The sequence below is a fragment of the Pseudoalteromonas sp. bablab_jr010 genome (assembly GCF_016464105.1).
In the GTDB taxonomy this organism is placed as follows: Bacteria; Pseudomonadota; Gammaproteobacteria; order Enterobacterales; family Alteromonadaceae; genus Pseudoalteromonas; species Pseudoalteromonas simplex.
Genome location: NZ_JACDWV010000053.1, coordinates 1 through 13,458 on the forward strand (window position 1 = coordinate 1; position 13,458 = coordinate 13,458).

At 38.8% G+C, this 13,458-nt stretch carries 13 protein-coding genes and 2 pseudogenes; 2 read left to right on the forward strand and 13 right to left on the reverse strand.

Features of this window, described 5'->3' with window-relative positions; translation table 11 throughout:
* Positions 1-308: 308 nt before the first annotated feature.
* The 13 genes and pseudogenes from JIG37_RS22615 to JIG37_RS03570 all read right to left on the reverse strand — a co-directional run.
* A pseudogene (locus JIG37_RS22615) lies at positions 309-506 on the reverse strand (protein CapI); the annotation flags it as partial.
* A gap of 15 nt (positions 507-521) precedes the next feature.
* Positions 522-680, reverse strand: a pseudogene (locus JIG37_RS22620) (UDP-glucose 6-dehydrogenase); the annotation flags it as partial.
* A complete protein-coding gene (locus tag JIG37_RS03520; protein WP_024603946.1) occupies positions 680-2,401 on the reverse strand; it encodes a glycosyltransferase family 39 protein in 1,722 nt (573 codons plus the stop codon). The pseudogene JIG37_RS22620 and the gene JIG37_RS03520, both read right to left, overlap by 1 nt.
* A gap of 12 nt (positions 2,402-2,413) precedes the next feature.
* Positions 2,414-3,067: a VTT domain-containing protein gene (locus JIG37_RS03525; protein WP_024603947.1), complete on the reverse strand. Its 654-nt coding sequence runs from the start codon at positions 3,065-3,067 to the stop codon at positions 2,414-2,416.
* The gene (locus JIG37_RS03530; RefSeq protein ID WP_024603948.1) at positions 3,063-3,800 is read right to left on the reverse strand and encodes a glycosyltransferase family 2 protein; all 738 of its coding nucleotides are present in this window, start codon (positions 3,798-3,800) and stop codon (positions 3,063-3,065) included. The genes JIG37_RS03525 and JIG37_RS03530 overlap by 5 nt, the downstream gene beginning before the upstream one ends.
* Positions 3,801-4,317: 517 nt before the next feature.
* A complete protein-coding gene (locus tag JIG37_RS03535; protein ID WP_024032682.1) occupies positions 4,318-5,049 on the reverse strand; it encodes a glutaredoxin in 732 nt (243 codons plus the stop codon).
* Between the two features lie 33 nt (positions 5,050-5,082).
* A complete protein-coding gene (locus JIG37_RS03540) occupies positions 5,083-5,592 on the reverse strand; it encodes a DUF305 domain-containing protein (protein WP_024032683.1) in 510 nt (169 codons plus the stop codon).
* Positions 5,593-5,732: 140 nt separating this feature from the next.
* The gene (locus tag JIG37_RS03545; protein WP_024032684.1) at positions 5,733-6,251 is read right to left on the reverse strand and encodes a DUF411 domain-containing protein; all 519 of its coding nucleotides are present in this window, start codon (positions 6,249-6,251) and stop codon (positions 5,733-5,735) included.
* Positions 6,252-6,261: 10 nt separating this feature from the next.
* On the reverse strand, positions 6,262-6,750 hold the full coding sequence (locus JIG37_RS03550; RefSeq protein WP_008109928.1) for a nuclear transport factor 2 family protein: 489 nt from the start codon (positions 6,748-6,750) through the stop codon (positions 6,262-6,264).
* Between the two features lie 23 nt (positions 6,751-6,773).
* The gene (locus JIG37_RS03555; protein ID WP_008109926.1) at positions 6,774-7,682 is read right to left on the reverse strand and encodes a CopD family protein; all 909 of its coding nucleotides are present in this window, start codon (positions 7,680-7,682) and stop codon (positions 6,774-6,776) included.
* A gap of 11 nt (positions 7,683-7,693) precedes the next feature.
* Positions 7,694-8,101, reverse strand: a complete 408-nt coding sequence (locus JIG37_RS03560; RefSeq protein WP_008109924.1) for a copper resistance CopC family protein — start codon at positions 8,099-8,101, stop codon at positions 7,694-7,696.
* A 22-nt stretch (positions 8,102-8,123) separates the two neighbouring features.
* A complete protein-coding gene (locus JIG37_RS03565) occupies positions 8,124-8,987 on the reverse strand; it encodes a copper resistance protein B (RefSeq protein WP_008109922.1) in 864 nt (287 codons plus the stop codon).
* Complete coding sequence (locus JIG37_RS03570; protein ID WP_024601571.1) at positions 8,984-10,807, reverse strand: copper resistance system multicopper oxidase; 1,824 nt, start codon at positions 10,805-10,807, stop codon at positions 8,984-8,986. Before JIG37_RS03570 ends, JIG37_RS03565 begins: the two co-directional genes overlap by 4 nt.
* A gap of 166 nt (positions 10,808-10,973) precedes the next feature.
* Here JIG37_RS03570 and JIG37_RS03575 point away from each other — a divergent pair, with 166 nt between their 5' ends.
* Positions 10,974-11,660: a heavy metal response regulator transcription factor gene (locus JIG37_RS03575; protein WP_004588805.1), complete on the forward strand. Its 687-nt coding sequence runs from the start codon at positions 10,974-10,976 to the stop codon at positions 11,658-11,660.
* The gene (locus tag JIG37_RS03580) at positions 11,650-13,047 is read left to right on the forward strand and encodes a heavy metal sensor histidine kinase (RefSeq protein ID WP_024601570.1); all 1,398 of its coding nucleotides are present in this window, start codon (positions 11,650-11,652) and stop codon (positions 13,045-13,047) included. Before JIG37_RS03575 ends, JIG37_RS03580 begins: the two co-directional genes overlap by 11 nt.
* Positions 13,048-13,458 lie beyond the last annotated feature (411 nt).

Here is a 13,458-nt window from a genome sequence, read left to right on the forward strand (position 1 = left end):
ATCGTGACCAATTAGGTGAAAGGTTGATTTACCTAAATCAATACCTATGACTTTTGCAACTGACATGATGGTTTCCTCCTGTAATAGCCAACACTATGAGTTTAGCTAATGGGTGGGGCGTACCATCTAATTAATGAGTTAGAGACTGAGGTCGGTTTTGTGCCATGAACGGACCTTGATGAATAGTATTGGATAATATTCCATTATCAAAGTGTCCTGTTTGATTACAGCAGATAATTACTGATATTAGAAATATAGGCGGACATCTCTAGATGTCACTATTATGCAAAAATGGATAGATAAATCACTTAACCATAAAATTCACGATACCAGTCAACAAAGTTATTAACGCCCTGTTCAACACTCATTTTAGGCTTATAGCCAGTAACATTAAATAAGTCATCAATATCTGCAAAGGTTTGGTAAACATCGCCCGCTTGCATCGGCATAAAATTTTTCTTGGCTTTAATTCCTAACGCGCTTTCAAGTGACTGAACAAAATCGAGATCATCTTTAAATAAAAAAGCTTCTATTTCTTTATCGACAAAGGGAGATTTACGACTATTAATTAAATCTACTTTCGCTGGAACGATATCGTAGATAACCACCTTATTATGCTGAGCAAGTAAAATGGCATTAGACAAACCAACAAAACCTGCTCCTACTACAGCTATTTTCATTAATACGCTTCTCTAGGAACACTAAAACGCTTAATAACTTTTGGCGCTTGGCAGTTTTCTGCCATTTGCTTAGCACTTAATAATAACCAGTGCTGCCTGTGAGCGTAGCCCATATCTTGCCCGTTAGACACATCGAAACACGTTAAGTTGGCATCATCTGGCACTAAAATAAATCGACCCGCCTTCTCGCCCATCCATAGCCATGCGTTACGCTCTTCTTCTTCATCCGTTGCTAGGTAACTAAAATGCGTTATTGGTAATTGTGAAAACAATAAAAATTGCTCTTTAAATTTCACTAACCCAAGTTCACCGCGCTCACCATGCTGACCTAAGGTGTTTTCCACTTCTTCAATAACATGTTTGGGTGTGCGCAGGGGCTCGGCTAGCCAATATCCTAAGGTACTCACTATTAACCAAGAAGCGACAATTACCATTCCTAAATTAAAAAAGGCGTTTTTCGACCGTAATCGCCATAAACTAACTAACCATATCGCTGCTAAAATAAACGCTAAACCTGCCGCCCACGGGATCATTTCAGGGTATGCGGTTAATGGTTTCACTAATTTTTTATGACCCGTTAATAAACCAATGCAAGCGACAACAAGCACAATAGCAATTAACCATAAAATGCTTTTGCTGATGCGGTTAAACCATAACGGTAGTTTAACTTCATGGTAAGCAATGGTGGTAAACAGCGACAACATCGGCAATGCAGGTAACACATAAACCCCGCGCTTGCCCGGACTAATACTGAAAAAACACACCACAAGCACAACCCAAGCAAACAATATCATCAATACTGGATCTGTTTTTAATTTGTGATAAACATGCTTTAGCGAGCTCAACAATAAAATTGGTAATGGAAACCACATCACGGGAATTACACTAACAATAAAATAATACCAAGGCTCAAGGTGATGCCAGGCATTGGCGTACCGTTCGCCCGTTTGCTTGAACAGAATATTGTTTTTGTACTGAATTAATTCAGGGGTCGCTTGCTCTGCCACCGTAATCATCATCGGTACAAACCAAGCCGCCAACACCAAGAAAAAGGGCACAAAACCTAACCAACAAGCGAAGGTGAGCCTGCCTTTAAAATAGTCTTTATTCGCCAAGCGATAAGCAATGATGGGAATAAACATGAGTACAGGTAAAAAACCTACCCCTTTAGTAATAATGCCGAGCGCCATAAATGCCCACGAAATAAAATACCAGCGCCAATTGGGCCCTAAAATGAAATGACGGATAAAGCCATAACAACCAATCGTTATCCAACACATCACCATCGCATCAATTTGGGCAGCTTTAGCTTGGATCAAAAATTGTGGTGTAATTAATAAAAGTAAAGCGGCATTGCGACCCACGCGAACACTATGGAGTTTTGCCCCAAGATCATACACCAAAAATAAAGTGATCAAGCCACAGATGGCGTTTGGCAGTAAAAATGCCAGTTTTAGGTTGCCAATAAGTGAATAAAAAAGAGCGATTGACCACATAAAAACTGGTGGTTTATCAGGATAAAATTCACCGCCACGCATTGGAAATAGCCAATTGCCAGTGGCAACCATTTCTCTGGCTACTTCAACAAATCGAGGTTCATCAGCAGGCCACGGTGAACGAATACCAATACCTAATAAAATAATAACAGCGGCAAAGGCCAGTAAGATTTTTAAGACGGCGTAATAATCATCTTGTTCGAAGGTTTTTATTATATTTTTCATAACCTAACTTCTTTATAGTTCTTGTACTTTACGACGAAATTGACTGCGATAAAGCAGTGAGCCAATTACCGATGAAACAATAAACAGCGCAATACTGATGAGTATTTTTTCGTGCTCTGATAAACCAATTCCAGCGCCAGCGTAGGCAAAAATTAAGGTTTGTGGAATGTAGCCAATAAAGCTACCAAGAAAAAACCCCTGAGCCGGTACTGTAGTTGCTCCAGCTGCGACATTAGTAAACAAGTTACTGCCGATAGGTAACAACCGAATCATCAATACCTTTAAGGTGGTATTGTCTTTAACCAAGCGTTCAAATTTCATTAAACTTTTATTAAATTTGCGTTGCAAGCTTGAGCGAAACAACCATTTGGCGGCGTAAAATGACAAAATACAACCGAGCTCTGTTGCTACTAACGCTAAAAGTGCCCCTTCAACAGCCCCAAAAGCAAAACCAAACGCAAACGCTAACAATTGGCGTGGCGCACCAAGAGCGGCATAGGCAGCCCCCATCGCCATCAATACAACAACGGCTTGTTTGCCTTGTTCTTTAACAAACTTAGCGACCCAGTTACTGTCAGCGATATGTTCAAAAAAACCTTGTTGAACTGCAAACGCTATCGCAATAAATAACGACAAACTAACAATAAATTTAGCGAGCCTGTTAATCGTCACTAGTGTTACTCGTTTGAATTTCATTAACCATTGGCACTTTGCCACGACGAATAAGCCACATCATGCCTAATACATCAACAATACCGACCCAAGCTCGATTCCAAGCCGTGTATTTTGATAGACCATGTTCACGATCGCGGTGGTTCACTTCTTGCACTTGCACTTCGCCTCCCATACGTTTGACCAAAGCAGGAATATAACGGTGCATATGGTTAAAGTGTGGTAGCCTTAGGTATGTGGCTGTGGGCACTACTTTCAAACCACAGCCGGTATCTGGCACACCATCATGTAAAATAGCATCGCGGAATTTATTAGCAAAACGCGACTGAAAACGTTTCCAAGGCGTGTCTTTTCGGTTTTTACGGTAGCCAATTACGCAAAAATTAGCGGCTTCTATTTGTTGAGCGCGCTCAACTAATTTAGGCAAATCAGCCGGATCGTTTTGTCCGTCGGCATCAAGGGTCGCCATCAAGGTGTATTTCGCCTGTAACACACCCGACACAATCGCTGTGCTTTGTCCGACACTGTAGGCATGTTTGATAGCTTTTACATCACAGCCTAATGTTCTTCCAGTTTCGAGGGCGGTTTCAAAGGTACTATCACTACAGCCATCATCGACAACGATAATCTCAAACGGGTATAAATCAGCAAGGCTGGTATGAATTTCTTCAATAAGATGGCCAATATTTTCGGCTTCGTCTTTGGCAGGAAGTACAACTGATAACATATATAAATCCCTGTTTTTTAGTTATTAGCGATAATAAATTTGCAAATTAATCACCGATAAGTCAAGCAATTAAAGAAACCTATCGGCTAAATAAAAAGTGTCTTAATAAAATATCAGGCAAACCTTAAGATTTACTTAAGAAAAACTGAAAAAATGATTTACAGCACTACACGCAATATTACTCTGAATATTAGGACTCTTTTCTCGGGTAGATTTCATCATACTTTAATGGCTACAAGTCCATTAGTTTTGTTGAGACATTTTTTTTTAACTGTAAAATATTAGAATATCCACGTTCACCAGCATATGTTCAATGTCCGTAACTCGCTCATAGCAGTCTGCCTGATGAAGTCTAAACTTATTCACTTAAACTGTGAGATCTGATATGAGCTAGTACAGCTGATATTGTAGTACAGCTGATATGCTATTTACGACAAAGTCGCTCGGTAATTAGAGCGACATAATCCCTTGGTAATCACACTAGTACATCATCATGTTTTTAAATTAAAGCTGTTGTTTACTTAACAAACATCCAAATACCGGCAGCGATCATAAACAGGTTTTCTGTTAGGGAGATAAACCCTAGTGGTACGTTACTGTCACCGCCTACACACGCACATTTTAACTCTCGTTTATCTATATAGACTGCTTTTATCACTGAAACAGCACCAACCCCACCTATGAACAATGAAATAGGGGCAATAATATAGGCTGGTAATCCGGCTATCATTCCAATGCCAACAAATGCTTCTAAAAATGGGTAAACATAGGCGTACCTGACTACTTTCATAGCGACTAAGTCATAGGTTATAAATGAATTAGTAAAGCTAAATAAGTCTTGAAGCTTTTGTATTGCTAACACTGCCATTGTTAGGGCTACAAACAGTTCAGCGGTTTGCATTGATAATAAGCTATTATTCGCTGCAAAACTAAATGCCACACTAAGCAAAAAACTAACCGAAAAAATCGCAATCACGGGCGTGTAAGTTGTACCTTCTTGCCCAGCTTTTGGCTTATCAAAGTAATCGAGTAAGTCGTCATAGCCACCTATACGTTTATTATCAATAAATGTTTGAGGTGTAGTTTCTACACTGTGTTGTTTTTTAAATTCATCTGTTTGCTCTCGAGAAGTTAATAGCTGATCATCAACTGTATATCCCTCTCGCTCTAGTAGGTCTTTTGATTTTAAACCAAACGGACAAATATGCTCATCTGTGGCCATTCTAAAAAGTTGGGCTGATTTACTCATGTTTAGCTCCCTTTTATGTATTGGTATAAAATTTTACTTAGCATTAAAATCCGGTACGGTCCTAGATTGTGCTTGCTCCTGAGTTTCTGCTAGGCCATTTTTCTCTATATCCTTTAGTAACCACTGCATTTCTTTAATCTCACGACGCTGTGCCTCAATAATATTTGTTGCAAGCTCTTGGACTCGCTTATCTTTGATTTTTGCCCTTTCACTGGTGAGTATTGCAATTGAATGATGTGGGATCATCGCCGACATCCATGAGCTATCATCAACAGTCGCTTGTGATCGAACTAAAAATAAACTTCCCGCAAATACGGTAACACTAGCAATGAGTACTGTTATATTTTTCTTTTTATCTTTATACATATTGAGCATGAAAAGTAGCATTATCACTGCCATCATGGCTCCCATATAAAGCGCCATATAAGTGCGAGTTTCACTAAAAAAAACATGACTTAGCTGATAAGTATTCAAATACATCAGTACAAACATGACTAATGTTGATGTGGCTATCATTAAGAAAAACTTTAAATACTGCGACATTAGATGGCTCCTTTCTATCATTTACTTTGTATATCATTTATACCAATGGGTAATTCTTACAGGTTATTAGGCGTAAACCCACTATATATTTAATCATTGAATCAATGTTTAATATTACATCAAGAGTTGTGCCATAAGTGTTAAAACTGCTCAGCGTATTTGCTAATATGCTTATAAGTATTTTGCTGTAAATCGTGCGTAAGCATTTCAATATTATATTTATAAAAGCGATCGCCCATTTCCATACCTGGCGTACCAGCAGGCATAGCGGGAACAGAGAGCCCTATCGTCTTTTCAGGATGTTGTTCAGCTAAAAACTGTTTTATATGTTTGGCGGGAACATGACCTTCAAATACAAATCCATCGGCTGAAACGGCTGTATGGCATGACCGCATATTTGATTTTATTTGATACTGAGATTTAATCGTCCCCATGTCATTGACGTTAATTGCTTTTGTTTGAATATTGTTTTCGCTCAAATGAGCAATCCACTTATTACAACATCCACAATTTTTACTTTTATAAACGGTAAGCTCAATTTTAGGTTTTTCTGAATTCTCATAAGTTATTAATGCTTTATGTTGTTTTTCGATACTTATCGCCGAAAATGACATAGTTAATGATAAAAATAACGCTGAGGTAATGTAGATTACTCGCATTGTTAACTCCTTAATTTGACCAATGAATATGAGTGATTTTCCAACCTGTATCGGTGTTTTTTAATGTGATTGATTCCATTCCCATAGACTTAATATCTTTTCCTTTGTACTTTCCTTGAGTTTTACTTCTTGAAATTGAGTAAGCTATGTCTCCATTTGTGTAAACTTGATGCTCTAGTAGTTCACTATTAACAGCACTTAAGAATTTCATATCCGCTATCATATGATGTTTCGCGTATTCATCTGCAGAACGCTCAACACTTCCGCCTTCAAAAATGATGACATCGTCGGCCAGTAATTTACGTGCAGCTTCGCGATTGCCTTGTTTTAGAGATGCATGAAATAGGCTGACTGTTTTTGCAGCCTCGCTATCAACATTGACAAAGGCCTTGCCTTTTTTTGAATATTTTTCATCGTCATGTGCACTAACAGTAAAAGAACTAACAGTGCTAAAAATTAGTAGCAATAAAATTTTTAAATTAAAGGATTTAATTAACATACATTTTCCTTTTTTATTAATCGTTAAATAGGCGGACCAACAAGTGTTGTAAATACACTTGTTGTAATAAGTACAAATAGGGCAATTAATATTTCAACAGTGATCGAGCGTTTTAATATACTTATATGGTGTTGTTGAGTGATTTGCGGGACTAAAAAAAGCTTATGCCATGCACCTAGTAACAGCATCGCGCTGACGAGTAACAGCTTTAATAAAATTAGTTGCCCATAATTTGATGTAAACAACGCAGAAAATGACTCTAGGTACTGCAGGAGCAGAGTTAAGCCCGAAATAAGTAGTACAAATACAATAACAATAGCGAGTTGACCAAAGTAATGCATTAACCGCTTTACTTCACTGGTAGGTAGTAAAGTGCAGCTTTTGTAAAGCGGCCACAATGACCCTAACCAGCTCGCAATGGCAATAAGGTGAAAGGTTAAAATACTTTTCACTAACCCATTTTCATTTGCACTGTGCCCAGTAAAAGTGAAGCTATAAGCGATAAACCCAAGCATGATTAGTATAACGGCACCGTTTTTATAACCTGCTACGTTATCATCTGATTCCACACTCCACATACATGCGCTAATTAGAGCAATAATAAGCGCTGGTATTCTAAACGTTGCTTGGTCACCTATGACTGATTGCCAAACAATTTCAAGCATAAAGGGGTCAAACATTCCCATAAAGCCTGATTCAGCCATTGCTCCAGCTTCTATTGGTACTTGTAAAAGTGCAGCAATACTACCTGTAACTACACACGTAATTTGCCAACGTTTTAAGAACTGATAAAAGCTAATTACCTGATGCCCTGCAACATTGCTGTTGCCACACATAAAGCGCATTAATAAAGTGCCCGCAAGCCCTGCAATTGCTATATAGCTTGCTAGTTTTAATAATAATAAGAGTACTGACCATTCACTTAATTGCATTATGTTGCTACTTAATGATTATGTTTGCTGTGGGTATTAGATTGTTCTTGCATCATCTTATGCGATTCACTTTTGTGTACCATAAATCTAAACGTGTCGGTCATTTTATGTCCATCACCACCCAGTGCTGTCCATTTAACCGTGTAAGTGCCTTGGGCTAGGCTCGGTAATGACCAATTAAAGTCTGTGCTTGGGGTGGCGCTGGGTTTGAAATCAAAGTTTATTGATTTATTTTTTTCATCTTTGATGATGACTTTTGCTAGCCTTACTTCACCACCAAAAGTTAACGAAAGTTGCTCTGGGCTTTTCATTAACATGGCTTCTTGCGCAGGTGTTGATTGCTTGAGTGATATATGCGCTGATGCGGAAAATGTAAGCACTAAACCTAAAATGGCTACTGCAGAATTAAAAAACTTCATAATTACCTCTTATTTAAAATGATTAAAACCAAAATTTAATACCCGCAACAAATGCGGTGTTGTTGTTACTTTGTCCACTTGATGTGGCATAGTCGGCGGTATTGCCAAATTTATTGCTCCATTCAACGCCAATATAGGGCGCAAACTGGCGTGTAAATTCATAACGAACCCTAAAGCCAATCGCGCTGCTTGATAGGCCACTTCCAAGTTCGTTTTGTTTATCGTTTTTGCCATAAAGTGTAATTTCGGCTCGCGGTTGTATAATTAGCTTTTGCGTGAGTAATAGTTCGTACTCTGCCTCTAACGTAAATGCGGTATTGCCTCGCTCACCTACGTATGCTGTCATATCAAGTTCAAACCAATAAGGGGCTAAACCTTGTAAGCCAAAAGCTAACCATTGCCGATTTTCACCTTCTTTATTGTAATCAAGACGAACACCTGCTTGAGTATCCCAATATGCTGATACGGCGTGACCCCATAAAATATCGGTTTGGTTTTCTTCAATACTTCCTTCGCTGAAATCACCCTCGGTTTTAATTACCAATCGATCAAAGGTAGTGCCGTACCATGCTTGTAAGTCAAATACACCTGCGTTTGCTTGCTCGTTATATTCAAGACGATCGCCTAGTAATGCGTAAAATGGATGCTCATCAGCGAGTGTTAATCGCTCATTGCCCTCAAGCGCATATGGGCCTTCTGTTAAAGTTGTTCCCGCAGAGTAAGCATGGGGGTCTCTTGCATCTTTAGGTGCACTTCCTCCTTGTGGTTGCATCTTAGCGCTATTCATTTGTGCCATTTCACTTTGCGCTAATAAAGGGAAACTAATTAATGAAGCCCCTGTTAACATTAATAAACCTAATGATTTAGATAGTTTTAATTGTTTCATGATACGACTACCTCTCTAAACATACCGGCATCCATATGGAATAATAAATGGCAATGCCAAGCCCAGCGACCTACATCGTGAGGGGTGGTTAAAAAGCTGATTCTTTGTGCGGGTTGAACAGGTATCGTATGACGTCGCACTTGCACATCACCTTGCTCGTTTTCTAAATCACTCCACATACCATGCAAATGCATAGGGTGCGTCATCATGGTATCGTTTTGTAAAATAACTCTTAAACGTTGGTTATGCTTCATATGCACTGGCGTGCTTTTACCAAATTCTAAGCCATCAAATGACCAGCTATAACGTTCCATATTTCCGGTTAAATGCAGCTCAATTTCAGCTTCTGGCTCTTGCTGGTTAGTGATCCCTTCAAGTGAGTGTAAATCTGCAAGTGTTAAAACACGACGACCATTTTTACGTAAACCAATACCAGGATCATCAAGATTTGTTCTCGGCATATCAACGCGCATATCAACTGAAGCTCCATACTCCGTTTTTGCATGACGCACTTTAGAGCTGGCAACCGCTAATGGGTTTTCAGACATACCATGTTTGCTATGATCCATCGCCATTGGACCGTGATCCATAGCGCTATGATCCATTTCTTTAGAGTTCATACCTGACATGCCAGCCATACCTGCCATTGCAGAATGCTCACCGCCGTGGGTCATATTGCCCATCATATCGGTCATCGTTAACCATTCAACAGGGTCAAGTGCAGGTACTGGCGCATCAATATTAGGCGAGCTTGATAAAGTTCCTTTTGCGTAACCAGAGCGATCCATACTTTGAGCAAAAATCGTATAGGCATCATTTTTAGGCTCAACAATTACGTCGTAGGTCTCACCAGGGCCGAATCTAAATTCATCAACTGTCACTGGTTCAACGTTTTGCCCATCAGCTTGTACAACTGTTAGTTTTAGTTCTGGAATACGAACGTCAAAAAAAGTATTGCTTGAGCCATTAATAAACCTAAGTCTTACTTTTTCTCCAACTTTAAACATTCCTCGCCAATTTGACATTGGCGTACTACCGTTCATTAAAAAGGTCATTGCTGATGCAGATAAGTCAGCTAAATCTGTAGGATTCATTCTCATTTGATTCCACATTTTGCGGCGTTGCAAAGCATTCGAAACACCGCTATTTGAAACGTCATCAAAAAATTCTGGAACAGTGGGCTGATTGAAGTTAAATACATCACTCTGTATTTTTAATTTGCGGAACAGCGCCATTGGGTCATCATCAGTCCAATCAGATAATTGAATAACATGCTCGTTATCTGCACTAATAATATCTTTTTCTCGCGGTTCAATAATTAATGCACCGTACATGCCAGTCATTTCTTGAAAGCCACTATGTGAGTGATACCAATATGTACCGCTTTGTTGTAATTTAAATTTATAAACAAAGGTTTCGCCAGGCATAATGCCTTTAAAACTGATACCAGGTACGCCATCCATTTGGTACGGTAAAATAATGCCATGCCAATGAATTGAACTCGGTACTGATAACTTATTTGTTACTCTAATAGTAACGTCATCGCCTTCTTTGAGGCGCAAGGTAGGGGCGGGTATAGAGCCATTGATAGTTGTCGCCATACGTACTACGCCAGTAAAGTTAACCGGCGATTCATCTATAACCAGATCAATTACTTTGCCGCTAAGTTCGGGCACAGTGCCTGTTATTGTTCCTGTTACTAAAGATGATGCAGCATGTAATACACTCGGAAAAGCAGCAAGTACACCTCCTGCAATTAAGCCTTGAACAAATCGTCTTCGTGGTGTGCTAACCTGTTGTGATGACTTTTTAAACCCCATTTCCTTACTCCTTCATACCAGAATATGTATTGAGTATAGAAAATAGACCTGTCTTAAACATGACGCGAACATTACAAAGTTGTAATGTTGGTGTCATGTTGCTGTAGTGACAGATACTGCATAATATTTGCAGAGGTAGTTGTTAGGACTTTAATGAAGGAATTGTATGCGCTTATTAGTTGTTGAAGATGAATCAAAGACAGGAGATTATTTAAAACAGGGGCTAAGTGAAGCTGGTTTTCAGGTTTCTTTGGCGCGCAATGGACTTGACGGTCATCACCTAGCAATGACCGACTTATTTGATGTAATAATACTTGATGTCATGTTACCTGACGTATCCGGTTGGAAAATTTTACAGTCGCTACGTGAAGCAGATAACAAAACCCCAGTACTATTTTTATCTGCTCGCGATAGTATAGACGATAGAGTAAAGGGGCTCGAACTTGGTGCTGATGACTATTTAATAAAGCCTTTTGCTTTTGCTGAAGTTTTAGCAAGAGTACGCACTCTTATTCGCCGTGGTGTAGTACAAACAGTTGACGATATACTGATAGTTGCTGATTTAGAAATGGATATTCCAAAGCGAAAAATACAACGTGCAGGCAAGCGTATTTTATTGAGTAATAAAGAGTTTAGCTTACTTGAACTATTGTTACGGCGCGAAGGTGAAGTACTGCCACGTTCGTTAATTGCTTCTCAAGTATGGGATATGAATTTTGATAGCGACACCAATGTGATTGATGTTGCCATTCGTAGGCTAAGAGCAAAAGTTGATGATGACTTTACTGTTAAATTAATTCATACGGTTCGTGGTATGGGCTATAAATTAGAGGTTGAAACTGATGGCTATTAAGTCACGGCCTTTATCACTTACGATGCGTGTTGTGTTGTTTGTCGCTGTAACCGTTATTGCGTGCTTAACTTTAGTTGCCACCTTAATAAATAGTTCGATAAAACATCATTTTTTCCAGCAAGATAGTAGTGAACTGCATGTTATTAATCAATCTATTGAATTAGTTTTAAGACAACAGTATAAATCAAACCTGAAACTTAAAAATGAATTATCTAACGCTGTAGCGGGTCATCACGGTGTTTACTATCAGGTAAATACCGCAAAAGGAGAGCTCATTTTTCAAAGTTCTGAACGAGATTTTAGTGATTTTGTAATGAGTGCTAATGCTTCAGCTGGCTTTAACCGTAACAACATTACCTCATGGCAAAATGATACCCACACCTACCGAGCTCTGGTGAGTAATTTAAGTACTGGGCAACAGCAATACAAAATTACTACAGCGATAGACATGAGCTTTCATTTACACTTTCTCAATCAATTTCAACAAAGTCTTTGGGCTATTATGTTTGGCTCTGCGGTACTCATTTTATTGGTGGCTTGGTTTGCTATACATCAAGGATTGAACCCTTTACGAGGTTTGAGTCAGAAAATGCATGACATCCAAACTAATAAGATGGATGTAAGGCTTGATGAAAATAAAGTGCCTATTGAGCTTGTTAATATGGTGCAGTCGTTTAACTCGATGCTCGACAGGCTCCAAGGTGAATTTATTCGTTTATCAAATTTCTCTAGTGATATTGCGCATGAGTTACGTACTCCACTAACAAATATAATCACTCAAACACAGGTTGGTTTATCTAAAAAAAGACAGTTGTTAGAGTATCAAGAATTATTGTTTTCTAATCTAGAAGAGCTGGAACGACTAACTAAGATGGTTAGTGATATGCTTTGGCTTGCAAAAACTCAGAATGGACTGGTTAAACCCGTTCAAAATACTCTAAAAAGCCATGATGAAATTGAAGCATTATTTGAGTACTTTGATGCTTTGGCTGAAGACTCATTGATTACATTTAAGAAAAAAGGTCAAAACCTTTGTTTTTATTGTGACAAATTACACTTTCGCCAATTATTATCAAACCTCCTATCCAATGCAATAAGGTATGCCCCAAAAGGCTCATCAATCACAGTAAATAGTGAAATATTTACCGCTGATAAAATATGTATTTCAGTGATTAATACTGGGGAGAGAATACCTTCTGAGCATTTACCTTATTTATTTGACCGCTTTTATCGACCCGATAAATCGCGCCAACGACACAGCGATGGAGCTGGTTTAGGGCTTGCAATAGTTAAAGCTCTAGCGCAAGCAAACGGTGGAAATATAGAGGTCAGTTCAAATAATCAAACTACCAGCTTTAAAGTTTTTCTAAATTTAGCTAAAAGCTAATTATTAAATTTAATAACCCAATGTTTGCTTGTACCTCTAGACTTCCCAGCTTTCATTAAACACCGGTTTATAAACTTAAAGTACAAAACGGAAGTAAACTTCCGGTTTCTAACCCAATATTGCTATATTTCGGAAGCAAACTTCCGTTTATAGGAATTCAAAGGTAGTTATCGGAAATATACTTCTGTTTTTGAAAGCGTTGGCCTAGATAGCTATATGAGCCATTTTTCGGGGTCTTATTTGAGCGAAAAGCGGAGGGTCGGGTAAACTCGTTTTTGGACAGAATGTATGGTACGCCCCGTTTTGCAAGTTAATAACTAAAAATAACGGAGATGGTTTGCGCTAATGTATTCAGAGTCTATTAGAGACTAACATTAGTCCCAGCTCTACGATGAGATCTGCGCCAGATTG